24 protein-coding genes and 1 other annotated feature are annotated in these 23,967 nt (G+C 57.6%); of the genes, 11 read left to right on the forward strand and 13 right to left on the reverse strand.

Annotation, left to right across the window (positions count from 1 at the left end; all coding sequences use genetic code 11):
* Positions 1-29: 29 nt before the first annotated feature.
* Complete coding sequence (gene pyrG / locus ON16_RS06285) at positions 30-1,631, reverse strand: CTP synthase (protein ID WP_162829296.1); 1,602 nt, start codon at positions 1,629-1,631, stop codon at positions 30-32.
* Between the two features lie 669 nt (positions 1,632-2,300).
* Here pyrG and ON16_RS06295 point away from each other — a divergent pair.
* From ON16_RS06295 to ON16_RS06305, 3 genes are all read left to right on the forward strand, one after another.
* Positions 2,301-3,305, forward strand: coding sequence for an ABC transporter substrate-binding protein (locus tag ON16_RS06295; RefSeq protein ID WP_040660414.1), 1,005 nt, complete (start codon positions 2,301-2,303; stop codon positions 3,303-3,305).
* A 135-nt stretch (positions 3,306-3,440) separates the two neighbouring features.
* A complete protein-coding gene (locus ON16_RS06300) occupies positions 3,441-4,415 on the forward strand; it encodes an ABC transporter permease (protein WP_040660416.1) in 975 nt (324 codons plus the stop codon).
* The gene (locus tag ON16_RS06305; RefSeq protein ID WP_193372946.1) at positions 4,408-5,202 is read left to right on the forward strand and encodes an ABC transporter ATP-binding protein; all 795 of its coding nucleotides are present in this window, start codon (positions 4,408-4,410) and stop codon (positions 5,200-5,202) included. Before ON16_RS06300 ends, ON16_RS06305 begins: the two co-directional genes overlap by 8 nt.
* Before the next feature lie 120 nt (positions 5,203-5,322).
* On the opposite strand, the gene ON16_RS15870 is transcribed toward ON16_RS06305, so the two are convergent.
* Positions 5,323-5,478 carry a hypothetical protein gene (locus ON16_RS15870; protein ID WP_162471016.1) on the reverse strand — a complete coding sequence of 52 codons (156 nt, stop codon included), beginning with the start codon at positions 5,476-5,478 and terminating at the stop codon, positions 5,323-5,325.
* 108 nt (positions 5,479-5,586) lie between these two features.
* Here ON16_RS15870 and ON16_RS06310 point away from each other — a divergent pair, with 108 nt between their 5' ends.
* The 6 genes from ON16_RS06310 (at position 5,587) to ON16_RS06335 (ending at position 9,552) form a co-directional block, all read left to right on the forward strand.
* The gene (locus ON16_RS06310) at positions 5,587-5,787 is read left to right on the forward strand and encodes a helix-turn-helix domain-containing protein (RefSeq protein ID WP_040660420.1); all 201 of its coding nucleotides are present in this window, start codon (positions 5,587-5,589) and stop codon (positions 5,785-5,787) included.
* Between the two features lie 10 nt (positions 5,788-5,797).
* Complete coding sequence (locus ON16_RS06315; RefSeq protein ID WP_243441780.1) at positions 5,798-6,019, forward strand: helix-turn-helix domain-containing protein; 222 nt, start codon at positions 5,798-5,800, stop codon at positions 6,017-6,019.
* Between the two features lie 77 nt (positions 6,020-6,096).
* Positions 6,097-6,338: a binding site (T-box leader), on the forward strand.
* Between the two features lie 159 nt (positions 6,339-6,497).
* Complete coding sequence (locus tag ON16_RS06320; protein WP_040660422.1) at positions 6,498-7,496, forward strand: ABC transporter substrate-binding protein; 999 nt, start codon at positions 6,498-6,500, stop codon at positions 7,494-7,496.
* Between the two features lie 104 nt (positions 7,497-7,600).
* Positions 7,601-8,485 (forward strand): ABC transporter permease, encoded by an 885-nt coding sequence (locus ON16_RS06325; RefSeq protein ID WP_193372947.1) that lies wholly within the window; start codon positions 7,601-7,603, stop codon positions 8,483-8,485.
* On the forward strand, positions 8,478-9,251 hold the full coding sequence (locus ON16_RS06330) for an ABC transporter ATP-binding protein (protein WP_040660425.1): 774 nt from the start codon (positions 8,478-8,480) through the stop codon (positions 9,249-9,251). Before ON16_RS06325 ends, ON16_RS06330 begins: the two co-directional genes overlap by 8 nt.
* A 10-nt stretch (positions 9,252-9,261) precedes the next feature.
* Positions 9,262-9,552 carry a TipAS antibiotic-recognition domain-containing protein gene (locus ON16_RS06335; protein WP_040660426.1) on the forward strand — a complete coding sequence of 97 codons (291 nt, stop codon included), beginning with the start codon at positions 9,262-9,264 and terminating at the stop codon, positions 9,550-9,552.
* A 97-nt stretch (positions 9,553-9,649) separates the two neighbouring features.
* Here the strand turns inward: ON16_RS06335 and ON16_RS06340 are convergent, their stop codons facing one another.
* The 3 genes from ON16_RS06340 to ON16_RS06350 all read right to left on the reverse strand — a co-directional run bounded on the left by ON16_RS06340 (position 9,650) and on the right by ON16_RS06350 (position 13,275).
* Complete coding sequence (locus ON16_RS06340) at positions 9,650-11,617, reverse strand: TRAP transporter permease (RefSeq protein WP_040660428.1); 1,968 nt, start codon at positions 11,615-11,617, stop codon at positions 9,650-9,652.
* On the reverse strand, positions 11,610-12,101 hold the full coding sequence (locus tag ON16_RS06345; protein WP_040660429.1) for a DUF1850 domain-containing protein: 492 nt from the start codon (positions 12,099-12,101) through the stop codon (positions 11,610-11,612). Before ON16_RS06345 ends, ON16_RS06340 begins: the two co-directional genes overlap by 8 nt.
* A gap of 124 nt (positions 12,102-12,225) precedes the next feature.
* A complete protein-coding gene (locus ON16_RS06350) occupies positions 12,226-13,275 on the reverse strand; it encodes a TAXI family TRAP transporter solute-binding subunit (RefSeq protein ID WP_081579610.1) in 1,050 nt (349 codons plus the stop codon).
* Between the two features lie 346 nt (positions 13,276-13,621).
* Here ON16_RS06350 and ON16_RS06355 point away from each other — a divergent pair, with 346 nt between their 5' ends.
* On the forward strand, positions 13,622-15,322 hold the full coding sequence (locus ON16_RS06355) for a LytS/YhcK type 5TM receptor domain-containing protein (protein ID WP_040660431.1): 1,701 nt from the start codon (positions 13,622-13,624) through the stop codon (positions 15,320-15,322).
* Positions 15,323-15,371: 49 nt separating this feature from the next.
* A complete protein-coding gene (locus ON16_RS06360; RefSeq protein WP_040660433.1) occupies positions 15,372-16,106 on the forward strand; it encodes a LytR/AlgR family response regulator transcription factor in 735 nt (244 codons plus the stop codon).
* 149 nt (positions 16,107-16,255) lie between these two features.
* Here ON16_RS06360 and ON16_RS14955 read toward each other — a convergent pair whose 3' ends face one another.
* The 8 genes from ON16_RS14955 to ON16_RS06395 all read right to left on the reverse strand — a co-directional run bounded on the left by ON16_RS14955 (position 16,256) and on the right by ON16_RS06395 (position 23,938).
* Complete coding sequence (locus ON16_RS14955; protein WP_144032061.1) at positions 16,256-18,106, reverse strand: GLUG motif-containing protein; 1,851 nt, start codon at positions 18,104-18,106, stop codon at positions 16,256-16,258.
* 93 nt (positions 18,107-18,199) lie between these two features.
* Positions 18,200-19,276, reverse strand: a complete 1,077-nt coding sequence (locus tag ON16_RS06370; RefSeq protein WP_040660435.1) for a hypothetical protein — start codon at positions 19,274-19,276, stop codon at positions 18,200-18,202.
* A 45-nt stretch (positions 19,277-19,321) separates the two neighbouring features.
* The gene (locus ON16_RS06375) at positions 19,322-19,717 is read right to left on the reverse strand and encodes a hypothetical protein (RefSeq protein WP_040660437.1); all 396 of its coding nucleotides are present in this window, start codon (positions 19,715-19,717) and stop codon (positions 19,322-19,324) included.
* Between the two features lie 216 nt (positions 19,718-19,933).
* Complete coding sequence (locus ON16_RS16245; protein WP_274531948.1) at positions 19,934-20,065, reverse strand: hypothetical protein; 132 nt, start codon at positions 20,063-20,065, stop codon at positions 19,934-19,936.
* Between the two features lie 51 nt (positions 20,066-20,116).
* Positions 20,117-20,764: a DUF4428 domain-containing protein gene (locus tag ON16_RS06380; protein ID WP_040660439.1), complete on the reverse strand. Its 648-nt coding sequence runs from the start codon at positions 20,762-20,764 to the stop codon at positions 20,117-20,119.
* Positions 20,765-20,778: 14 nt separating this feature from the next.
* Positions 20,779-21,699, reverse strand: coding sequence for a DUF4428 domain-containing protein (locus ON16_RS06385; RefSeq protein WP_040660441.1), 921 nt, complete (start codon positions 21,697-21,699; stop codon positions 20,779-20,781).
* Positions 21,700-21,719: 20 nt separating this feature from the next.
* On the reverse strand, positions 21,720-23,384 hold the full coding sequence (locus tag ON16_RS06390) for a DUF2207 domain-containing protein (RefSeq protein WP_040660997.1): 1,665 nt from the start codon (positions 23,382-23,384) through the stop codon (positions 21,720-21,722).
* 5 nt (positions 23,385-23,389) lie between these two features.
* Positions 23,390-23,938, reverse strand: coding sequence for a LemA family protein (locus tag ON16_RS06395; RefSeq protein WP_040660442.1), 549 nt, complete (start codon positions 23,936-23,938; stop codon positions 23,390-23,392).
* Positions 23,939-23,967 lie beyond the last annotated feature (29 nt).

Below are 23,967 nucleotides of genomic sequence, written 5' to 3' on the forward strand. Positions count from 1 at the left end.
GCCTGCGGGCGGAACGCGGATGCGGATGGTCAGCCCTGCTTTTCAACCGCCGCTCTCACAAAACCGAAGAACAGGGGATGAGGCCGGTTGGGCCGGCTCTTAAACTCCGGGTGAAACTGAACGCCCACAAACCATGGATGATCCGGCAGCTCCACGATCTCCACCAGATTTCCGCTGGGGCTGAGGCCCGCCAGTTTGAGGCCCTTGGCCTCCATCTCCGCCCGGCACTCGTTGTTAAACTCAAACCGGTGGCGATGGCGCTCCGTGATCTCGGGCACGCCATACAGCTCGCTGCTGCGGGTCCCGTCAATCAGCACGCAGGGATACTTGCCCAGACGCATGGTGCCGCCCTTATCCGTGATATTCACCTGATCGGGCATCAGCGCGATGACGGGATAAGAGGTCGTCTCGGAAAACTCGGCGGAGTTCGCGTCCGCCCTGCCCAAAACGTGGCGGGCAAACTCGATCACCGCCATCTGCATGCCAAGGCAGATACCGAAATAGGGAATCGAATTCTCCCGGGCATACCGCACGGCGGCAATCATACCCTCGATGCCCCGGTCGCCAAAGCCGCCGGGCACCAGAATGCCGGAACAGCCGCCCAGCGCCTCTTTCAGGTTTTTCTCGTTCAGCGTCTCAGAATCCACCCACCGGATATCCACCACCGCGTCGTTGGCGATGCCCGCGTGATTCAAAGACTCCACCACGGAGAGGTACGCATCGTGCAGCTGGGTATATTTGCCCACAAGGGCAATCTCCACATGCTTTTTCGCGTTCTTCTCCCGTCGGACCATGGCGGCCCACTCCCGCAGGTCGGGCTGCGGGGTGATGAGGCCCAGACGGCGGCACACTACCTCGTCCAGTCCCTCTTTTTGCAGCAGCAGGGGAACTTCATACAGCGTCTCAGCGGTGGTGTTCTGAATCACGCAGTCGGGCTGAACATTGCAAAACAGGGCGATTTTCCGGCGCACATCGTCGCTGATCGGCTCGTCGCACCGGCACACCAGCACATCCGGCTGGATGCCAAGGCTCAACAGCTCCTTGACAGAATGCTGGGTGGGCTTGCTTTTCAGCTCGCCGCTGCCGGGAATCTGAACAATCAGCGGCACATGGATAAACACCACATCGCCATGGGGCCGCTCCGCCGCCACCTGACGGATGGCCTCCAGGAACGGCTGGGACTCGATATCGCCCACGGTGCCGCCAATCTCGCAGATAACCACATCCACTTCATCACCGGCCATGGCGTATACCCGGCTTTTGATCTCGTTGGTGATGTGAGGAATGATCTGGACCGTGGCGCCCAGATAGTCGCCCCGGCGCTCCCGGTTCAAAACGCTCCAATAGATTTTTCCGGAAGAGACGGAGGAATTGCCGGTGAGGTTTTCGTCCACAAACCGCTCGTAGTGTCCAAGGTCCAGATCCGTTTCCGCGCCGTCGTCGGTGACAAAGACCTCGCCGTGCTGATAGGGACTCATCGTTCCGGGGTCCACATTAATATAGGGATCGAATTTTTGGTTGCGCACCCGCAGGCCCCGCTGCTTTAAAAGACGTCCCAGAGACGCCGCGCAGATTCCCTTGCCAAGGCCCGACACCACACCGCCGGTCACAAATACGAATTTTGTCGCCATAACCATCCACCTTATCCTTTACATTTTCTCCGCCATGTCTCATTGTTCCCACCTGAAAAAATAAAAACACCGTGGATATTTTGCGGTGAAAAGCCCCCGGGTACAGGAGCTTTCAGCGCGATCCACGGTTTGCGGTGTTCGATTTTCAGGGGCGGGTCAACCTGCGTCTTCCCGCCGCAGATCGCTGCCCGCGGCGGCAAAGCGCACAGGCGCTCCTCTGCCGTAGGCTACTGAAAAAATACCTTATATTTATATCGCATTCCAGCCGGATTGTCAACGATACTACCTCAATTTGTTGTATTTTTTTGGATATGTGCGAAAGCGCGGACGCGCTTTTTTTGTTTTTATGGAAAATGACGGTTGACTTTAGCTATTTAAAGCTATATACTGGCAAAGAACTCAAGGATCAGGTCGGTAAACGACGGAAAGGAGCGTCCTATCATGCGTAAAAATCTGATTGTGGCTGCTTCCTTTTATTACTTTACCGAGGTCCGCTTTGCGGGCCGTAATTACCGTGCGCAGAAGCTGAAAGCACGCCTGAAAGACTGAGTTTCGCTCATTTTGTATGGGAAGCGGCTCCGTCCTTTGGACGGGGCCGCTTTTTATAATTTGAAAGCCGCTTTGGCCTTCAACGAACTTGTCTCTTAATGAAGGAAAGGAAGTTTTGTTATGAAAAAGAAACTGCTCAGTCTCGCCTTAACCTGCACCATGGCCCTGAGTCTGGCCGCCTGCGGGCAGACCGCTCCCGCCGCATCCGGCTCCGCCGTCGGTTCCTCCGCTGCGTCCACCTCCGGCGAGACTTATCACGTGGGAATCATTCAGCTGGTGCAGCACCCCGCTCTGGACGCCGCCACGCAAGGCTTTCAGGATGCGCTGACGGAGGCGCTGGGCGATGCGGTCCACTTCGACGTGCAAAACGCCGCTGGCGACTCCGCCACCTGTTCCACCATGGCCACGCAGATGGTTTCCTCCGGCGTGGACCTGATTCTGGCCAACGCCACCCCCGCGCTGCAGGCCGCAGCGGCCGCCACCAGTGAGATTCCTATTTTGGGAACCGCTGTCACGGAATACGGCGTGGCGCTGAGTATCAAGGACTTTGGCGGCACCGTGGGCGGCAATATCTCCGGCACCTCCGATCTGGCGCCGCTGGATCAGCAGGCCGCCATGTTTGCCGAGCTGCTGCCCGACGCGAAGAACATCGGCATTTTGTACTGCTCCGGCGAGGCCAACTCCGTTTATCAGGCGGATGTGGTAAAGACCGCGCTGGAGGCCGCAGGCGCAACTGTGAGCATTTATACTTTTGCCGACTCCAACGACGTTGCCGCCGTCACCACCACCGCCTGCAATGAAAACGATGCGCTTTACATCCCCACCGACAACACCGCCGCCAGCTGTACCGAGGCCATCAACAACGTGGCCCAGCCCGCGGGCGTGCCCATCATCGCGGGCGAAGAGGGCATCTGCAAGGGCTGCGGCATTGCCACCCTCTCCATTGATTATTACGAGCTGGGCCGCACCACCGGCGAGATGGCCGCCAAGATCCTCACTGGCGAGGCCGACATCGCCACCATGCCCATCGAATACTATGCGAATCCCGTCAAGGAATACGACGCGGATCGCACGGACGCGCTGGGTATCACCATCCCCAGCGATTACACCGCTATCGCGGCCTAAGCTGTCCTTACTTGCGGATTCTCGTCCGGGCGCGGAGGCCTTCGCGCCCGGACAGGGAATCGACAATGGAGGAATGGGGTGTCGACGCCTCATTCCCCTGTTGCCGAACAAAACCATTGAAAAGAGGAAAGAACGATGCAAATCGCGGCATATTTTGCCTCGCTGGACCCGATCAATCTCTTCAAGAGCCTGCCCGGCGGCGTGGCGCAGGGCGTTGTCTGGGGTGTGATGGCTCTAGGCGTCTACATCACGTTTCGCCTGCTGGACATTGCCGATCTGACGGTGGACGGCTCCTTTACCACCGGCGGGGCGGTAACCGCCATGCTGATTTTAGGCGGCTGCCCCGCTTGGGCGGCGATCCTCGCCGCCATTCTTGCGGGGATGCTGGCTGGGGTTTGCACCGGACTGCTCCACACGCGGCTGGGCATTCCGGCGATTCTCGCGGGGATTTTAACCCAGTTTGCGCTGTATTCCATTAATCTGCACATCATGGGCATGGCGGCCAACAAATCCGTAAACCCGGATAAATTTCCGGTGTTCATCTCCTCCCGCCATGTCCCCGCGGCCATCCTTACCGGAGTCCTTATCGCCGCTGTAATTGTTGCGGCGCTGTACTGGTACTTCGGCACGGAGCAGGGCAGCGCCCTCCGGGCCACCGGCTCTAACCCCGCCATGAGCCGGGCGCTGGGCATCAACATCGATTCCATGAAGGTTCTGGGGCTGGGCCTTTCCAACGCTCTGGTAGCGCTGGCCGGAGGTCTGATGACCCAGTATCAGGGCTTTGCCGATATTAACATGGGCCGGGGGAGCATCGTCATCGGCCTTGCCGCCGTCATCATCGGCGAGGTGGTCTGCGGCGCTGTTTTCCGCAAGGGCTCCAATTTCGCCGTGCGCCTGAGTTTTATAATCGTGGGCGGCATTCTCTACTACATGGTTATGACGGCGATTCTCTGGCTGAAGCTGAATTCCAACGACCTGAAGCTGTTCACCGCGGTGATCGTGGCGGTGTTTTTGGCGGTTCCCTATTTGCAGGCTCAGTCCAAAAGCTCTTTCAAGCTGGCGGGCAAGCGCGGCCGAGCCGCGGAAAAGGAGGATGGCGCCCATGCTTGACATTAATCACATTTCCAAAACGTTTAACCCCGGCACCATCAACGAAAAGAAAGCCTTGCAGGGGCTGAATCTCCACCTCAGCGAAGGGGACTTCGTCACCGTGATCGGCGGCAACGGCGCGGGAAAATCCACCATGCTCAACGCCGTGGCGGGTGTTTGGCCTGTGGATGAAGGAAACATTCTCATCGACGGGGCGGATGTGACCGGCCTGCCGGAGTTCCGGCGCGCACCCTATATTGGGCGGGTGTTTCAAGACCCCATGATGGGAACCGCTCCCAATATGCAGATTGAAGAAAATCTGGCTCTGGCTTACCGCCGGGGAAAGAAACGGGGGTTGCGCTGGGGCGTGACGAAAAAGGAGAGGGAATTTTATTATGAGCGGCTGCAAATTCTGGGCCTTGGCCTTGAGGACCGGATGACCGCCAAGGTGGGCCTGCTCTCCGGCGGACAGCGTCAGGCACTGACGCTGCTGATGGCCGCGCTGCAAAAGCCGAAGCTGCTGCTGTTGGACGAACACACGGCGGCGCTGGACCCCGCCACGGCGGCAAAAGTGCTGGAGCTTTCTGACCGGATTGTGCAGGAAAACGGGCTGACCGCGCTGATGATTACCCACAACATGACCGATGCCATCCGCCATGGTAACCGCATTGTCATGATGAACGAGGGCCGCATCATTCTGGATATCTCCGGCGAGGAAAAGAAAAAGCTGACCAAGGCAGACCTGCTGCAAAAGTTTGCGGAGGTGGCGGGTGTGCAGGAGGAGACGGACGCGGTTTTGCTATCGTAAGTGTCCTCCATATCAGAGACACCTCCTCTGGAGGCAAATGCTTTTTCCCTCATCTCCGGCTCATTCTGAAAGGTGTGCCAGCGAAACGTACCGCGCCCGCTTTTAGCGGGCGCGGCTTTTTCAGCGTTTCGTCTCTCTGGAAATGTAGCGCTCCTCGCATTCCTGCTGGGCTTTTACCAGCAAGTCCCGCGCTTGTCCAAAATTCTGCGCGTTAATTGATTCCAGCGCATCGGTACAGGTGTTGAACAGCAGAGAATACAATTTTTGATACTCCATCATATTCCTCCTAAAATATCTTACGTTTTCATTGTATAATGTAATGGTCTATATTGCAATGGACAAAACCTTTTATCATCAACAAAATAACTGATGGAGACATGTCTTATGATTAAATTAGATCTTTTAACCTTACTGGAGCAGCAGGGCAGAACAAAATACTGGCTCTATAAGCAATTGGGCATGAGTTATCAAAACTTCAACAAGATGGTGAATAACGAAACAAAATCCATCCGTTATGAAAATATCGAGGCATTGTGTCAGCTTTTGGACTGTACGCCCAACGACCTTTTCAAAATGGAGGATTAAACGTCAAAGCGTGGGCGATGAGGTGGTTGTTTTTAATCGGCTTTGGGAAACCATGCGTGCAAAGGGGCTTTCCACCTATCTGCTCCGCCAAAAATATGGCATTGAAAGCCGCACAATCCGGCGGTTAAAGCACAACGAAAATATTACCACCGATACTTTGAGAAAGCTGTGTGAAATTTTGGACTGTGGCTTAGACGAAATTGTCGAGTACATTCCTGAACGCAAAGAATAATCCTCGCGCGGACACGCAGTTGAGAAAATTCCCTCTTGACAAAAGGTTCTCGCCCGCATATAATGCAAAACAATCAAGTAAAACCTGTGAGACAGAGGAGTAGGCCCAAGGGCAACCCTTTAAGAGAGCCGCGGATGGTGAGATCGCGGCAGGGGACCCGGGACTGAATGGACTGTCGAGGGCAGAGCGAAAGCGAAAGCGAGTAGCGGCTGACGGGAACCGCACCCGTTACCAGCGCGGCGCGTATGGAAGTACGTGAAACGAGCGGGCGCTTTGCGTCAACTTGGGTGGTACCGCAGGACTGAGTCTTGTCCCAATGATGATTGGGGCAGGGCTTTTTTGTTTTGTTTGATGGAAAAGGAGTGGTTTGGATGAACAGGAATCGATGGCGGCGATGGCGTCTGCAAATATTTTCTTTCAGGACGAAACCGCGCTGCACTTCCCAAAATTTAAATGAAAAGATTGGAGATACTCTCTTATGAAAAAGTTTTTAACGTTTGCTCTGGCTGCCGCCATGACTTTGAGCCTTGCCGCCTGCGGCAATAACGGCGCATCCTCCTCTGGTTCCTCTTCCGCCACCGGAGATCCTTATAAGATCGGCCTTTTGCAATACGGGCAGCACGCTTCTCTGGACAACTGCCGCGAGGGCTTTTTGCAGGGCCTTGAGGAAGCGGGTCTTGTGGAGGGAACGGACTACGTGGTGGATTACCAGAACGCCGGATTTGACGACGCCATGGACACGCAGATCGCCAGCAAGTTCTCCTCCGACGGCGTGGATATGATGGTGGCCGTGGCCACGCCCTCCGCCGTGGCCTGCTATGCCGCTGCCGAGGAAAAGGATATCCCCGTGGTGTATGTGGCGGTCAACGACCCCGTCGCCGCCAACCTGTCTTCCGGCAACATCACCGGGACCTCCGACGCGCTTCCGGTAGAGGCTCAGCTTCAGCTGATTCGGGCCATGCAGCCCGAGGCCAAGACCATCGGCATCCTGTATACCACCAGCGAACCCAACTCCGTGTCCACCATTGCCGAGTATGAGGCCAAGGCCGGGGACTATGGCTTCACCATTGACGCGGTGGGCGTGACCACCCCGGCAGAGGTCCCTCAGGGCGCAGACACCCTGATCTCCCACAAGGTGGACTGCTTCTCCAATCTGACTGACAACAATGTGGTGGGCGTTCTCCCCGCCGTTTTGGAAAAGACCAACGAGGCCGGCATTCCCGTGTATGGCTCTGAGATCGAGCAGGTGAAGATCGGCTGCGCCGCCTCCGCCGGTATCGACTACATCCAGCTGGGCCGCCAGACCGGTGCTATGGCCGCCAAGGTTATCCGGGGCGAAGCCGTGTGTGCCGATATCCCCTTTGAGACGATTGCCTCTTACAGCACCTATATCAATTCCGACGTGCTGGACGCCATGGGCATCGCCGTTCCCGCCGACATTGCGGCAGCTGCCACAGAGGCTAACGCCGCTGCCTGAGCGTTTTTCCCCTGCCTGATTTCTATGGCGCCGCTCTCCGCCGAAAAAACGGCGGAGAGCCTCGCCCTGTTTCCATCTTTTTTGATCTGAAAGGAGGGACCGCCATGCTGGACCTGCTGGTCAGCACCCTGATTCAGGGATTGATTTACGCGCTGGTCTCTTTCGGCGTGTACATCACCTATTCCATTTTGGACTTTCCCGATCTGAGCGTGGACGGCAGCTTTCCTCTGGGGGCGGCGGTCACCGCCGTGCTGCTGACAAACGGCTGCAACCCGTATCTCACGCTGCTGGCGGCACTGTGTATGGGCGCACTGGCGGGACTTTTCACTGGCTTCATCCATGTGAAGCTTCACGTCCGGGACCTGCTGGCGGGCATCATCACCATGACCGCCCTGTTTTCCATCAATCTCCAGATCGCCGGGTCCAACCTGACGGTGGAGCGGGCGGTGGACACCATTTTTACCGCTGGGCCTACCATGGCCCTGTTCGGGGGACTGAGTCTCACCTATCGCAAGCTGATCGTCGCTCTCATTATCACGCTTCTTGTCAAACTGCTGCTGGACGCGTTCTTTGCCACAAAGGCGGGTCTGCTGCTCCGGGCCGTGGGTGACAACGCCTTTTTGGTCACGTCCCTTGCCAAGGACAAGGGCAACGTGAAGCTGGCGGGCCTTGTGATCTCCAACGCGCTGGTGGCGCTGGGCGGGGCGCTGGTGTGCCACGAAACCCGCAGCTTTTCCGCCACCATGGGCACCGGACAGGTGGTCTTCGGTCTGGCAACGGTGATCATCGGCGTGGCGCTGTTCCGCCGTCTCAGCTTTGTAAAGGGAACCACCGCCGTGGTGGTGGGCAGCATTCTCTATAAGCTGTGCATCGCCGTGGCGTTGGATTTGGGGCTGCCCCCCAACATGATGAAACTCATCACCGCCGTGCTGTTTTTACTGGTGCTGGTGGCGTCCGGACGGAAAGGGGAGGAGATCATCCATGCTTGAGATTCGAGGGGTCTCCAAGACCTACAACCCCGGCACCGTGACGGAACAGTGCCTGTTTGACAAGTTCTCCCTCTCCGTGGAAGACGGCCAATTCATTTCTATCGTGGGCAGCAACGGCTCCGGCAAAACGTCTTTGCTGAACATCATCTGCGGTTCAATTCCCATCGAGAGCGGAGACGTGCTGGTGGGTGGCGAGAGCATTTCCAAAAAGCGGGACTTCCAGCGCTATATTACCATGGGCCGGGTGTATCAAAACCCCTCCATGGGCACCTGCCCCAATCTGACCATGCTGGAAAATTTGTCCCTTGCGGACAACAAGGGGAAAACCTTTGGCTTCAGCCGAGGCGTGAACAAAAAACGCACAGACTATTATCGCAGCGAGCTGGAGAGCCTGGGCCTGGGGCTTGAGGATAAGCTGGGTGTAAAAATGGGGTCCCTTTCCGGCGGTCAGCGGCAGGCCGTGGCGCTGCTGATGGCCACGATGACACCGCTGAAATTTCTGATTCTGGACGAACACACGGCGGCTCTGGACCCCAAGACTGCGGAGGTCATCATGCAGCTCACCGATAAAGTGGTGCGGGAAAAGAAGCTCACCGCCATGATGGTGACCCACAATCTGCGCTACGCTGTGGAATACGGCGACCGGCTGCTGATGATGGACCGGGGCCATGTGGTGCTGGATCGGATCGGTGCGGAAAAGCAAAACACCTCGATGGACGATTTGTTGGCGCTGTTCAACAAAATCTCCATTGAGTGTGGGAATTGAGGAGGATACGATGAGCAATTATATTGGAGCCACCGGCGAGCAGGCCGAGGAAGACAAGCTGCTGCAAGCGTTTGCCGCCCTGACCCCGGCAGACGATCCCGCCTGCCCGGATGCCCGGGCGCTGGTGGAGCAGTGGCAGGCCCACATGGCCAAGTACCATGACGGATGCGACAACGAAAAGCTCCTTCGCATGGGACGGCTGTATGCGGCGGACGACCGTTTTGCGGAAATGCTGGACAGCTACGGCGACGGCACAGCACACTATATCGGCGAGGCGATTTTGAGTTATCTGGGCGAGTAACTCCAGCTTCCGGTTGAACTGAAGTTAAAAAGGCACGGGAACGGCTATGCCGCTCCCGTGCCTTTTTCTAATATATTTTTCCTTTTCGGAAACTCCGTCAAACCGCCGCAGGGGTACTGTGTCTCTTGCTCTTCAAATACTGATAAGCGAGAACCGCCGCAAACAGGGCCAGGCCCACCGCGTCGGTGACAATGCCGCTGTCAATCATCAGCAGCGCCGCCACAAAAGCGGCCACACGGAAGATCCAGTTGACTTTGGTAAAGAGGAAACCCTCTGCCGCCACGGCGATCAGGAACACACCCACGCAGGCGGTGATAACCACTTGAATGCCGGTGAACAGCGTCACGTTGTCCAGCATCAGCTGCTGGTTATACACGAACATGTAGGGGACGATGAATCCCGCCAGAGCCAGCTTTACCGACACCACGCCGGTCTTCATGGGACTGCCGCCGGACAGGCCCGCCGCCGCAAAGGAGGCAAGAGCAACGGGAGGCGTGAGGTTCGCGAACATGGCAAAGTAGAAGCAGAACATGTGGGCCGCAATATCGGGAACGCCCAGCTGAATCAGCGCGGGCGCCGCGATGGTGGCGGTGATAAGATAGGCCGGAATGGAGGGCAGGCCCATACCCAGAATCATGCAGGTAATCATGGTGAAAATCAGCGTCAGGAAGATGCTGCTCTGACCGATGCTGATGATGGTGGAGGCCACGTTCAGCGCGAAGCCGGTCAAACCGCATACGCCCACGATGATGCCCACGCAGGCGCAGGCAATTGCCACGGAGATGGTGGACTTGGCGCCGGCTACGAACGCGTCGCAGATGTCCTTGAGACTCATGCGGCTGATGGGCCGCAGCTGCGCCACCACAATGGTGACCGCAATGGTCCAGAACGCGCTGACAATCACGGTCTTACCGCTGAAAATCAGCATGTACAGCAAAAACACAATGGGAATCAACAGATGGCCCTGCTCCCGCATGACCTGACCCGCCTTGGGCAGCTGGTCCTTGGGAATGCCCACCAGATTGTCCCGGCTGGCCCGCAGCTGAACCTGAATGATGATGCCCAGATAGTAAATCAGCGCGGGAATCACGGCGGCCTTGATGATGACGGGATACTGCACGCCCAGCGTCTCCGCCATGACGAAGGCGGCGGCGCCCATAATCGGCGGCAGCAGCTGCCCGCCCACGGAGGCGGTGGCCTCCACGGCTCCGGCAAATTCCTTGGAGTAGCCGGTCTTTTTCATCAGAGGGATGGTAAAGGTGCCGGTGGTCACCACGTTGGCAACGGCAGAGCCGTTGATGGACCCCAAAAAGCCGGAGGCCAGCACGGCCACCTTGGCGGGGCCGCCCTTGGTGCTGCCCGCCAGAGAGTTGGCAATGTCATTAAAGAACTTGCCCATGCCGCACTTGTTCATAACCTCGCCAAAGATGATGAACAGGACAATATAGGTGGCGGAGACTTTAACGGTGGAGCCGTAAATACCCTCCGTACCAATGGTCAGGCACTGCACCACGCGCTCCCACGTATAGCCCCGGTGCATAAACACACCGGGGAAATACCGGCCAAAAATGCCGTAAATAATGAAAATGAGAGAAAGGATGGACAGCGCCGGTCCGCTGATTCGGCGGGAGCATTCCAGCACCAGCAGAATCAAAATACTTCCCACCACAATATCCAGCACAGAGGGCTGGAAGCCGGTGGAAATGAACACGTTGTACCGGGCAAAGACATAGACCGGCATACAGGCGGACAGGGCGATGCAGGCCCAGTCATACCAAGCGATGCGCGTCCGGCTGGATTTTTTAAACGCCGGATACATGGCAAAGCCAAGCACTAAAACCAAACCCACATGGATGGCGTGGTGCTTGATATTGACCATCTGCATGAAACGAACGCCGGAGGCGTAGGCCAGATGGTAAACGGTAAACAGGAAGCAGAGGACATAGACAATTTTGACCAGAGACTTTGCGTCAAAATTGCGGGTTCTGGATTCCTTTTCAAACTTTTCAAGGACTTCCGCGCCGCTGGCAACGGCTTCTTCCGATCCTTTTTTAATATTAGCCAATGGAAATACCTCCCTTTGTAATGATTCTTCCGGTGATGCGGCTGGCGTTGGGCAGCGTGCGGAAATCAAAAATCTCCGACCCGTTGAGAGTCAGGCCCTTCATATAGGTGGAGGAAGTCAGCCAGTGAAACTCCGGAAAATAGCTGTTGATGTCCTCCATCCAGACAAGGCCGTCCTCTATGCGGGTGGGAACGTCCATTTCCGCCGGAATGCCCGCGCCATAGCCCGCTACGGCGATGGCATCCAGATTGAAGCCGCCGTCGGGCAGAATGGTATAGTATTCATACCACGGAATGTGCTCGAAGGAGTGCTCGATCTCCAGCCGGAGCTGATCTCCGGGTTGGGCCGAAACCTCCAAAACCACCCGCTCGTTTTCCCGGTCATAGAGCTGAAAGCTGATCCGAGGCCCGCCGTCCCATGCCGCCAGCGCCATAAAGGCGCAGGAAAGCAGCAGAAACAGCGCGGCTTGTACGCAGTGCTTCATGGTCTTACTCTACCTCCCCGCGGCAAAAGGCCGGGGAATTTTCCTTGGAGGCGCGCCCGCCTTCAAGGGGAAGCCGGAGGACGGATGGAACCGCCCTCCGGCCAACGCAACCCCCGAAAAAGCCTTAGTTGAGGTAACCCTGCTCTTTCCAGAATGCCTCCGCGCCGGGATGCAGGGGCAGCTGGATGTCGCTGACGCCCACGTCCAGAGAGATGTTCTGGTTGGCGGCGTTGTGAGAAGCCTGGATGGTGCCGATGTTCTCAAAGATACCGGTCAGCATGTCGTGAACCATCTCGTCGGACAGGTCCTTGCGCACCATCATGATGTTGTACACGAAAACACCCTCGATGTCCGCGTCGTTGTTGTAAGTACCGGCGGGGATGGTGGCCTTGGCGTAGTAGGGATAGTCGTTGACCAGCTTGTCGCGGCCCTCGCCGTCGATGGGAACGATCACCATGTCATAGCTCACGCCCAGCTCCATCACCGTGGCGTTGGGAAGACCGGAGGTGACGAACACCGCGTCGCACTGGCCGTTCTTCATGTTGTCGATGGCCTCGCCGTAAGCCAGATAGTCGGGAGTAATATCGTTATAGGTGATACCGTAGGCCTCCAGAATCATGCGGGCGTTGATCTCAACGCCGGAGTTGGCCGCGCCAACGCCCACGCGCTTGCCCCGCAGGTCCTCGATGGTCTTGATGCCGGTGGAGGCGGTGGTGACCAGCTGCACGTAGTTGGGCCACAGGCGCATCAGCGCGCGCAGGTCTTCAGCGGGCGCGGTGCCGTCATAAGCGCCGGTGCCGGTGTAGGCCTGCATAACGGCATCCTGCATGGCGATGGCGATCTCAGCGTCGCCGTCCTGAATCAGCTGAATGTTCGCGCCGGAAGCGTTGGTGGCTTCCGCGCTGGTCTTATAACCCCAGTCGCCCAGAGCGGTGGCAAACGCGCCGCCGATGGGATAGTAGATGCCGGAAGTCGGGCCGGTGGCCACGGTGACAAACTCCTTGGCCCGGTCTGCCTGACTCAGCAGAGCCAGACTGCCATCCGCAGAGCCGGAAGCCGCCGCAGAACCAGAAGATGCAGAGGATGCGGAGCCGGAGGCGGCAGGCGCCGCGCCGCAGGCCGCCAGAGTCAGCGCCATACCCAGCGCCAGAACGAGAGACAATGCTCTTTTCATGTGATTTCCCCCTCATTTTTGTTTTTGCCCGCAGTCAGCACACCGTGCGCGCAGGCTTGATCGCCTTTAATTATGAACAAATTTTGAAGTGCGTCAATTCTTTCTGCGCGTTCTGTCCCGTATCTTGCGCGAACGGTCGTTTTTGCCCCGTAAACGGCAATCGTTTTTGCATAATCTAAACGCCTCTCCTGCAAATTTAGGGTAATATTTTGTAGAAAGTCGTTGAATTTTCATCGTTTAACTTTTAACATTGCATTTTTTCACAAATTGTTTATAATTAAGAATGTTGAATCATCCGCCAGGGCCTGTTCCGGGCGAATCAAAAGACCAACAGAAGGAGGACTTCATGTCTGACTCCATGCCGCTGTCACTGCTTCTGAACATCAGCATTCTACTGCTGGCCGCCACCGTTTTGGGAGAATTCCGCCCTTTGCGGCGGCTTTTAAGGCCCTATGATATGACCTTAAAGGGGCAGCTGGTGCTGGCGCTGCTGTTTGGAGCGATGGCCATTTTTTCCACCTGCTTTGGCTTTGAGACTCTCGACGCGATTATTAACACCCGCGTCATCAGCGTCACGGCGGCGGGGCTTTTGGGCGGACCGGTGTCCGGTCTGGGCGCCGGGCTGATCGGCGGGATTCACCGCTATTTTTACAACCCCACCAGCTTCACAGCTTTGGGCTGCTGCATAGGAACGATCTGCTTTGGCGCGGTGGGTGCGCTGGCCCACAAATACTGCGGGGGACTGCTGCGTAGGCGCAGCTTTCTCGTCTATATCACGGTGACGGGGGAATTGCTGCAAGCGGGGTGGCTGTTTTTGCTGGCTCGGCCCTTTTCCGCGGTGGTGGAGCTGGAATCCATGATTTTGTTTCCGAAAATTGTGATAAATTCCATTGGAATGGTCTTCTTTTTCAGCGTTTTTCTCCAGCTTCGGCGGGGACAGGCCGACGATCTCATCGAACACCAGAGCGCGGCGCTGTATATTGCCGACCGGTGCCTGCCCTATCTTCGGCAGGGGCTTTCTAATCGAGAAAATCTTCAGACGGCGGCAGATATCATTCGGCTTCACAGCGCCGGATACGTGGTGGTTCTCTCCGACCGGGAGCAGGTTCTGGCCACCAGCGGCCTTTCCTTGAAAGAACCGGCGCTGCCGGAGCCCATGCGCCAGTGCATGGAACAGGACGCTACGCAGGTTTTGGGAACGGATCGCGGGTTGTTTGACCGGGAGGGCAGTATCTCCACCCCCTTGAAAGCCAACGGAAAGGTCATCGGCGCGCTGGCGCTGGTGGTGGATCAGGGCGGTCTGCGGATTGCCCGCGCCGATATCCGTTTCGCGGAGAATCTGGCGCACCTTTTCTCCACCATTTTAGAGTTGAACACGCTGGATTATCAGATTCAGCTGCGGCGACAGGCGGAGTTCCGGGCCTTCCAGTCCCAGATTAATCCCCATTTTTTCTGCAACGCACTGAACACCATCTCCGCTCTCTGCCGCACGAACCCAGACAAGGCACGGAGTCTTCTGGTGGTTCTGGCCAACTATTACCGCCAGACCCTTTCCATCAACGAGGAATTCGTAACGCTGGAAGAGGAGCTGAACAACGTCCGCAATTATCTCACCATTGCCCAAGCTCGATTTGTGGACGCCATCCACTTTACTTTTATAAACACGGCGGACGGTTCTTCCTGCCGCCTGCCGCCGCTGATTGTCCAGCCGCTGGTAGAAAATGCCGTCCGCCACGGGGGTGTGGCCGTGGACAACCGGGTAGTGACGCTGCGGCTGGAGGGGGAAGGGGACTGGCTGACCGTGGCCGTGACCGATCAGGGCCACGGCTTTCCGGAAGATGTTTTGCGGGACCTGAACAACCCCAACAACCGGCGCTATACCGGTCTTTTCAATGTTTCCAAGCGGCTGGTCAGTATTTACGGGGCGGAGAGCCGCCTCCATGTGGACAGCACGCCCACCGGGTCCACGGTTTCCTTTCGCATCCCCGTGGTCCCGCCCACGGCCACACAGATACCACTGATGGCAGATGCGGCAGAGGTCCTCTGAACCGTTCTCCCAAAGCCCCGGCGAAAATTTGGCAAAGGAGTTTTCCTCAATGAAAATTGCAGTGATTGATGATGAAAAATACTCCCGGGAAGAGCTGATTCACCAAATCCGCCAATCCCAGCCCCTCGCCGATCTCCGCGAGGCCGCCAGCGGCGCGCAGGCAATGCAGCTGTTGGAACAGGAGCCGTTTGATCTGCTGTTTGTGGACATTCATCTGGGGGACATGATGGGAACCACCATCGCGTCTCTGGCCCGAAAACTGTCGCCCCATGTGCAGATCGTGTTTGCCACGGCCTATCCGGAATACGGCGTGAAGGCCTTTGAGCTGGGCGTGGACAATTACATCCTCAAACCCTTCGACCCTGAACGGGTGACGCAGGTGCTTGCCCAGTGCATGGAGAGCGCAAAGCACCACCACGGCGCGCCGCCCCCCGCGGAAACCACCGTGGGAAAAATTGCCGTCACCGTCAACCGCCACACGACCCTTTTGGACATGGAGCGCATCGTCTACATCGAAACCTCCGGCGCGGATCGCCACTGTATCCTCCACACTGTCGATAAATCCACCTACTCCACCACCGTCCCCCTTGGGACCTATGAAGCGCAGCTGTCGCCCCACGGTTTTTTCCGCATCCACAAAACCTGCCTTGTCCAGCTGAAGCTGATTCGGGATATCTTTCCTTGGTCCAACAGCGGCTTTGGCCTGCATATGCAGGGGTTTCCCGCCGTGCTGCCCATTGGTCGGGAGCGGGTGAAACGGCTGCGGGAACGGCTGCGGCTATGAGGTGAAAATCGGGCGGATAGGGACGGGTAGCTTTCAAAAATCTGATTGATTGTTTTTTCGGCTATCCTTGGTGAAAAGTCAAAAGAAAAGGGCGTGCCGTCTGCAAATGCAGACGGCACGCCCTTTGGACTGCTTGAACCAGCTGTTTTTTACTTTTGAACCATGTTCAGATACCGCGTGAACATCACAGCAGCGTTGGCCCGGGAGGCGGGATCGGCAGCATTCAGCTTGCCGCCATTGCCGGTGAGAATTTCGGCCTCCAGCGTCCAATTCATGGCGTCCTTGGCGTAGGCCGCCACGGCGGACCCATCGGAGAAATCCTTGAGCTTGTTTTTCGTGACTGCGGGAGAGCCCGCCGCGCGGTACAGCATCACCGCCAATTGCTGACGGGAGACAATCCCGCCTGCGTTGCTGCCGTCGGACACGTTGGCGGAAACTACCCATGCCTTTGCCGCCGCCATGCTGGGGGGCGCTTGACCCTCCACCCGAGAAAGAATCATCCACGATTGCTGGCGGTTCAGCTTCTCGCCGCCGGAGAACGTCGTTTCGCCGATGCCCTTCATGATGTTCTCCTTGCGCAGATACCACGCCGCGTCGGCGAAGTACGCGCCGCCGGGATCGCTCGTCAACACGGGCGCGGGATTTCCATTGCCGTCCAACACCCAGAAGTTTGCGCCCGCCGCCCTACCCTCCGGGCTTCTTGCCCAGCTATTCAGGGCATTGACAAGGATGGTGGTTGTGCCGGAAACATAGGGATTGGTGAAGGAAGTCTGCTGGGCTTCGCCCACGTAGTCGTTTACCGGCGTGATGTTTCCGCTGGCAGTGGCAAAGGTGCCGCAGCCCGTCAGCACGCCTGGCAAATTCTTGCCGTTAGAATAAGTGTAGAAATTTTCGCTTACCAAAGCGCCTTGTTTGTAATTGTCAGCTGACCCTACTGGAGGCTCAACATTGGAAACCGTATGTGTCTGAGAGTAGCAATAAGCGATGCTGCCCAAACCCGGCTCGGTGCCATAATAACCGTTTGAGCCGGCGCTGTTCCACCCTGCGATACCGCCAGACTGTTTGGATGCCAAGATGGATTCCACGTTATAGCAGTTGCGTATGGTGGCTTCGGTATTATTGAAACTGCCTACAATACCGCCTACATACGAAGTACCTGACACCTCCCCTGAGTTGCGGCAGTTTGCCATCCAGCTGTTGTCGCCGGTAAAGTTTCCCGCCAAGCCGCCAACACAATCAGTTTTACCTGTGACCGCGCAGGCATTGGTGCAGTTAACCATGCTGCTGCCAATATTGCGGGTTGTTAGTTGATTCGCGATGCCCACGATGCCGCCAACTTCGTAATTGCCTTTGACCACGCCGCTGGCAGAGCAGTTGGCTAGCCGACTCCCGGATGCCCATCCCGCGATGCCGCCGACGTAGTCATTTCCGATAACATCGCAGTTTGTCAGCGTGAGATTCTGAATAGTGGCACCCTCCGCATAGCCAAACAGGCCCTGATCGTCCTTGATAGGCGCGGCAATGGTGAGGTTGGAAATGGTTTTGCCGTTACCGTCAAAGTGGCCCCTGAAAGGCTTGGCGTTGCTGGGCTGGCCGTCCGACGCGGTATTGCCCGCGCCGATGGGCGTCCAGCTGGCGATGCCGGAAAGGTCAATGTCCTGCGTCAGCCGATAGGACCGCGTCGCCCACGCCGCGTCCCCGCCGTTCACCTTTTCCGCCAGCTCCATCAGCTGCGCGGCGGTGGAAATGTCATAGATGAGGCTTGGGCCGGTACTGGAGAAGGTCGCGGCAATGGTGTGGGTGGCGGTCACATTGGAAAACGTATGGCTGGTTTGCGCGCCCACGCTGGCGCCGTCCACCTTCACGTCCGCGATTTCATAGCCGCTGTCGGCCATGACGGTAAAGCTCTGGCTGCTGCCGTCAAATACGCTGACAGCGCCGCTGGGGGTGATGGTTCCGCCCGTCCCCGCGCTGGCGGTGATTGTGTAAATGTCTTTCAATTTTAACTGCACCGCGTTGCCCGCGCCGTTGATTATTTTATACTTGACAGAATCGTCGCTGTAGAAAAGGCTGTGATAATCCGCACCGCCGCTCTACGTGGTTATCGTAACGGGGCTATCCTTTGTGGGCGCGTCCTCCGTGGTCACGCCGATGGACGGGGTGACGGACGAGGACGAAGAGAACGTCCCGAGTGTGAGTGTTTTATCGCTCCGCAGATACACATTGTCTGTGATACCGCCGGAGACGGTACCATTATCAAAGGTGCAGCCTGACTGATTGTCCTTTATAACAGCCGTGCCGCCCACGGTGAGTGTATTATAGAAGAACACGCCGCCGCCCTTGTTGCCGGTACCGTCGCCGCAGACGAAGTTGCCGAAGATTTCACCGCCGGTCATCCTAAAGGAGGTTCCGGAATACACACCGCCTCCGCAGTTATTGTAGTCATTGGTTGCCGCCGTATTTCCGTAATTGGTGACATTCCCGGTAATTTTGCCGCCGGTCATGATGAAGGTTCCCGTATCGTTTTTTACGCCGCCGCCCCAGCCAATGGATTTGTTGCCGGTGATGCTGCCGCCCTCAAGACACAGCGTTGCACCGATGCCGTTCACAAGGATACCGCCGCCGCTTTGGCTGCCTGCTGTGCTGTTCCAGCCGCCGGTGATTTTGCCTTGTTGGGCAACATCGGTGCTGCTTTCGTCCTTGACGGTGAGACTGCCGGCGACGGTGACGACGTTGCCGTTCGCAATCCCCTGCGTCAAGGCGCGGTTGATGGTTTTGTCGTTCAGGTCAAGGGTGATGATTTTGCCGGCGGGGACGCTGATAGCGCCGCCGCGTTCAAAGCCCCCGCCGCTGCCGAAGCTGGTAGATCCGTTCCTGGACTTCGCCGTCCAGTTGGCATTGAGGGTGACAATGGTGTCAATGGTGTTGCTTGCACCCACCGCCTCGTTCCAGCCCTGGGCAAAGGTGTTGTATTTTTTGGGGGTACTATCCTCTCCCGCGCCGTCAAGGTCAACCGTCATGACCTCGGTCATGAGCTTTACCACCTGCTCACCGTAGACGCCGATATTCACGGCTGAAGCGAGGGCATAGCCGTTGCTGCTATCCACAAGGTCATAGTTGAAAAAGCCGCTGTAATCTGCACTATTACTGTCCGTGATGGCGACACCCAAGGAGTCGGCAGCTTGCTGCGTGGTGACCCCGATGGACGCGCCGCGTTAAGCCGGAGCAGGCGATGGTTGCATTTTCGGGCAGATAGACGTTGCTGTCCGTGGTTCCGGAAGCCACGATTTTCTGGTTGCCGCTGCGCCCACTGTGAGCTGACCAGCACCGGCACACAGCACCCCGCCGGCGCTGGCGGCACTGGTGACGGTATTTCCAAAAATCCTGCCGCCGGTCATGGTAAAGCCGCCGCAGTCGTTGGCGAGATAGACGCCCCCCGCGCCGCCGCCCGTGCCGCTCTCTGCGCCGACAGCCTTGTTTCCGGTGATGATGCCGCCGGTCATGGTGAGGAAGCCTACATTATTACCATAAGACCTCATAACATCCACCGCGCCGCCGTCATAGTTATATGCGCCGGTGATTTTGCCAGTTTTACTTGTGCTGCTGTCCATAATGGTCAGACTGCCGCCCTCGATGCGGATAACGCTGCCCCAAGCGGTTGCCGCCGTCAGACCTCGGTCAATCGTCTTGCCGTAGGGGACGAGGATACCGCCGCTACCTGAACTGCCGTTCCCAAAGCCCGCGCCGGTGCCGAAGCTGCCGCCCGCCGCCGTCCACTCGGCAAGAAGCTTGACAGTTACCTGGCCGCTTGCCTCAACCGCCGCGTTTCAGCCAGCTTCAAAGCTCTGGTATGTTGTCGGTGTTCCGTCATCAATTTTAACGGTCATAACATCTCCCGCCGCCAGCGCGGACACGGGCAGCAGGGTCAGCGTCATGCACACGGTGAGCAGGACGCTCAAAATTTTTTTCTTTATGCTTGCTTCCTCCTTAAATGTTAGATCATACGCCGCTTAAACCCGCATGGAAAACGGCTCCTTGCGCACGATGCACTTGAGCATCTGCCCAATGCCTGCCATGTTGTTCTGATAGCCCTCGTATTTCAGGTCTTTCGGCACGGAGATCAGAATCTCCATCTCCGGCCAGTATTGGTTGGCGGTTTTCAGCTTGAGGGTGTAAAACTGGGTGTCGTTTCCCGAGCCGGTGCTCACCAGCTTGGTCAGCGCGGAGGAGACGGACATGGCGAAGGTTTCGCCGGAGGTTTTGTCGTCGTCCAGCTTTTTCTTTTGCAGCCACAGCTCGTAGCCCGTCAAATCGTCATAAGAGAACACCAGCGGGTGCGTCCAGCTGTTGAAATCCCGCACGCCAATGGCCACCAGCCGGTTTTGCTCGTCCGCTTCCACCGTGAGGGAGTTGTCAAAGTTGAAGGAATGGGTGAAGTGGAGGGTGGCATACACCTTGGCCTGCTCCTCTCGAAAGGCCAGATGCTCGCGCACAAATTCCACTCCGGCGTTTTTCAGCAGCTCCTTCTGCATGGAGATTTTGTCGGCGCACTCCCGGCAGATTTCCTGTTTACCGCCAATCTTGGTTTTGAACAGACCCGTGACCTCGCCCCCGCAGAGAGGGCAGGGCGTTTTATCCTTTTTTCCGAACAGTCCCATACAATCTGCTCCCTTCAAATACCCAGCAGTTGTTTTTTCTTCTGGTCAAATTCCTCTTGGGTGATGACCCCCGCGTCCAGCAGGCTTTTGTACTTCAAAATGTCGTCCGCCGCCCGGTCGGGAGCCGCCGCACGGGGAATCGCCGCGCCTGCGGACGTGCCCATGGACATGCCCGGCTCGGCATAGACCTCTCCCGCTCCGGGAAAACCCACCGCCATCAGCGCAAGAGCCAGCTGCTCCATTTCCCCGGCGTTTTCCTGATACTCCCGCAGGTAGCTGTCCGGGTCCGGGTAGTCGTTGGAGAAGATGGGGCCGGACATGTCGCAGCGGATGACGTTCCAATAGGGGTGGTCCATCCACAGCTCCACGTTGAACTGCTTGAACGGCTCCGGAATGTCCATGGGAGGACGATAAGCGGGGCGGTGGTCGTCTTCGTCCCGGCGCATCCGCTCCATGGCCTCGGCGGTCCGTTTCGCCGCCGCCATCATTTGAATCTGCGGGGCCAGCGACATGAGCCGTTCCGGCACGGTGCTGGCATAGCGGACAAGCCCGTCGGCGCTGCCCGCGAACAGGGGGGCTGCATCCTCCTTGATGGTGAAAGATTTCAGCTGCGCCCCCTCGAAAATAGTTTTGTCCAGCTTGGCGCTCATGCAAAAGAGACGGTTGGCGGCGTCAAAAACGACCTTGGCATCCAAAAACCCAAAGTCCAGCTTGTGGGACGGGACAAAGCCGGCCGCCAAAGCCCGATTCTGCTCGTAAAAAGCCAGATATTCCCGAAAGCCCTGCATGGTCAGGCCGTCTTGAATCTCCTGCTCCATGTCTAGCTTGCTGGAGCATTTGTCGCAGATGTACTCGCCCTCAATTTTTGTGGGCAAAAACCAGGAGATTTTTCCGCCGCAAATGGGGCAGGGGGTCTTCTTTGTAAACAAACCCATAAAAACACTTCCTTTTTGAATTATCGCGTTCCGCCGCCGCTGCCGCCGCCGGAGAAGCCGCCGCCCCCGCCCAGAGACGAGAAGCCGCCTCCGCCGGAACTGCGCTGCGCCGACGATTCGGCGTTTTTCGCCGCCCGATAGGTGACCATGTTATAACGGTACGCCATGTAGTAGGTACGCTCGGCGGTCTGCATTTGGGCGTTCACGCCGGGGTAGAGCTTGCGAAGCTCCTTGAGTGCCTGCTGGCCGATGCCCAGCAGCGCGGCGTAGGTCAGGCGGTCCTGCCAGACAAGGGCCTCGTTTGTCCCCCGCTCGGCAATCAGGGAGAAGTCCAGCAGATACTTTTTGTAGCCCATGAGCTGCAAGAGGAGCGTCCGCCCCCGGTCGGTGAGGCCGGGGAGGGCGTTGACGCTCAGCGGGGATTTGTAGCAGCCGATCCCCGCAAGCGTCTCGCCGCCGTCCCGTTTGGCCTCCTGCACCACATCCAAAAGGGCGGCGTAGTTGGTTTTGCAGTAGCGCTCCAGCTCCTGCTCCTGCAACACGCCATCGCTCCCGGCGGCCAGTGTCAGCAGTTCGTAGAGTCGAATGGCGGCCACGCCCTTCGTTGGCGGCTTCACCAGCCGCAAGGAGACGCTTTTTTTCTCCCGGCCCAAAAATCCCGTGTCAATTTCCGTTTCCGGGGCAAGACAGCCGTCCGCCAGCAGCCGGGTCAACGTGGCGGCGATGAGGTTGCCGTCGTCGTCCGTCTGGAAAAAGCGGTCCGCCAGCACGAAGGACGCTTCCAGATTGCCGCCGATGGGGGCTTCCCGCCAATAATCCGCGCCTTTGTAGACCTTTTTCAGCTTGCGCTTGGGCGATTTCAGCCGAACCAGCACCACCGCCGCCGCGATGACGATTAGCCCCACGACCAGCAAAAACCCGACGCCCTCGTCGTCCTCGCCGGAATCCAAGCCGTAGTCGCTACCCTCCAAGGCCCGGGTTTTTACGTCCTCGAAGGAGCTGAGAACCGTTCTAGCGGGGGTCAGCACGCCCTTGTTCAGCTGGAGCATCACAATGACGCTGTTGTCTTCGGTGAGAGGAGCGTCGGTATAGGCCAGCACGCCTCCGTCCTGAAATCCGATTTGCCCCTTAAAGCCGAAGGCCCAGATTCCGGCATTGCCGCCGTTCAGCGGCGTGCCGTCCTGCGTTTGGATACGTACCGTTACGTCGGTGGGGCCGGTGTTCATGTTGCTTGGGACGAACTGGAAATTAAAGCCGTCAAAATCGTCGTAGCCGCCCACCAGTCCGCCCAATTCATATTCCACGGCATAGCGGTTCTCGCCGTATTCTGAAATGCCCCAGCAGACCTCATAGCCGCCGTCCACGGGATTCAGCCCGCAGGTGCGGGCCTTTTCCGCAAAGGACGCACCCGTGTCCCACGGGTCTTTCAGCGCGTAGGAGCCGGTTTCGTCGAAGACCTGCAAGTTTTCCAGCGTCACGTCCCCAAGATTCGTCACCGGGAAATAGCACTCGGTTCCCTCGTCAAAATCGCCGCTCCACGTCTGGGTAACGTAAGCGGAGCCGTCGGGCCGCAGCGTCACGTCCACGGCAATTTCCGTCACGCGATTGGAGGCAAGGACGGGAACCGTAAGGCCAAGGCACAAAGCCGCCGCGAAAAGCGCCTCAGGAATGCGTTTTTTTCCCATGTCCGTCACTTCATGCTGGGCATATCCGCCTTAGTCTCGTTGGCCTCCAGATAGTCCCGCTTGGCAAAACCCAGCATTCCCGCCACAAGAGAGGTGGGAAACATCCGAATGCGGCGGTTGAGCTTGGTGACGCTGTCGTTGTAGATCAGGCGGCTCTGGCGCACCATTCCCTCGTACTGGTTAACGCTGTCCATGGTCTTTTGATAGCTTGCGTCGGCCTTGAGCGTGGGATATTGCTCGGCCACCGCCATAATGCGGCTCATAGCCCCAATCAGCAGGTTTTCCTGCTCCGCCGCGTCTTTGGCCGAGCTGTCGGCGGTGACGGGCCGGCGGGCCTTGATGGTTTCGGAGAGGGTTTTATATTCGTGTTCGGCATAGCCCTTTGTCAAATCCAGCAGGGCGGAAAGCGCGTCCCACCGGCTGGAAAGCTGCACGCCGATCTGGCTCATGGCGTTGTTGATGTTCTCGTCCAGCATGGCCAGCGCCCGCTGGGTGGAGATGAACCACAAAACAAGGATGACGAGGATTGCGCCGGTCATAATAAATGGCAGCATAGGTTTTCCTCCTTTAAATTAAAAGAGCA

Origin of the sequence: Oscillibacter ruminantium GH1 (assembly GCF_000307265.1) — a bacterium.
In the GTDB taxonomy this organism is placed as follows: Bacteria; Bacillota; Clostridia; order Oscillospirales; family Oscillospiraceae; genus Oscillibacter; species Oscillibacter ruminantium.

Coding starts and splice junctions, on each gene's coding strand:
- ON16_RS06345 (WP_040660429.1), bottom strand. CDS start 12,101: ATGAAGCACTGCGTACAAGCCGCGCTGTTTCTGCTGCTTTCCTGCGCC.
- ON16_RS06390 (WP_040660997.1), bottom strand. CDS start 23,384: ATGGGAAAAAAACGCATTCCTGAGGCGCTTTTCGCGGCGGCTTTGTGC.
- ON16_RS06330 (WP_040660425.1), top strand. CDS start 8,478: ATGCTTGAGATTCGAGGGGTCTCCAAGACCTACAACCCCGGCACCGTG.
- ON16_RS06295 (WP_040660414.1), top strand. CDS start 2,301: ATGAAAAAGAAACTGCTCAGTCTCGCCTTAACCTGCACCATGGCCCTG.
- ON16_RS06385 (WP_040660441.1), bottom strand. CDS start 21,699: ATGGGTTTGTTTACAAAGAAGACCCCCTGCCCCATTTGCGGCGGAAAA.
- ON16_RS06320 (WP_040660422.1), top strand. CDS start 6,498: ATGAAAAAGTTTTTAACGTTTGCTCTGGCTGCCGCCATGACTTTGAGC.
- ON16_RS06380 (WP_040660439.1), bottom strand. CDS start 20,764: ATGGGACTGTTCGGAAAAAAGGATAAAACGCCCTGCCCTCTCTGCGGG.
- ON16_RS06395 (WP_040660442.1), bottom strand. CDS start 23,938: ATGCTGCCATTTATTATGACCGGCGCAATCCTCGTCATCCTTGTTTTG.
- pyrG (WP_162829296.1), bottom strand. CDS start 1,631: ATGGCGACAAAATTCGTATTTGTGACCGGCGGTGTGGTGTCGGGCCTT.
- ON16_RS06310 (WP_040660420.1), top strand. CDS start 5,587: ATGATTAAATTAGATCTTTTAACCTTACTGGAGCAGCAGGGCAGAACA.
- ON16_RS06335 (WP_040660426.1), top strand. CDS start 9,262: ATGAGCAATTATATTGGAGCCACCGGCGAGCAGGCCGAGGAAGACAAG.
- ON16_RS06355 (WP_040660431.1), top strand. CDS start 13,622: ATGTCTGACTCCATGCCGCTGTCACTGCTTCTGAACATCAGCATTCTA.
- ON16_RS06305 (WP_193372946.1), top strand. CDS start 4,408: ATGCTTGACATTAATCACATTTCCAAAACGTTTAACCCCGGCACCATC.
- ON16_RS15870 (WP_162471016.1), bottom strand. CDS start 5,478: ATGGAGTATCAAAAATTGTATTCTCTGCTGTTCAACACCTGTACCGAT.
- ON16_RS06300 (WP_040660416.1), top strand. CDS start 3,441: ATGCAAATCGCGGCATATTTTGCCTCGCTGGACCCGATCAATCTCTTC.
- ON16_RS06375 (WP_040660437.1), bottom strand. CDS start 19,717: ATGGACAGCAGCACAAGTAAAACTGGCAAAATCACCGGCGCATATAAC.
- ON16_RS06350 (WP_081579610.1), bottom strand. CDS start 13,275: ATGAAAAGAGCATTGTCTCTCGTTCTGGCGCTGGGTATGGCGCTGACT.
- ON16_RS06360 (WP_040660433.1), top strand. CDS start 15,372: ATGAAAATTGCAGTGATTGATGATGAAAAATACTCCCGGGAAGAGCTG.
- ON16_RS06325 (WP_193372947.1), top strand. CDS start 7,601: ATGCTGGACCTGCTGGTCAGCACCCTGATTCAGGGATTGATTTACGCG.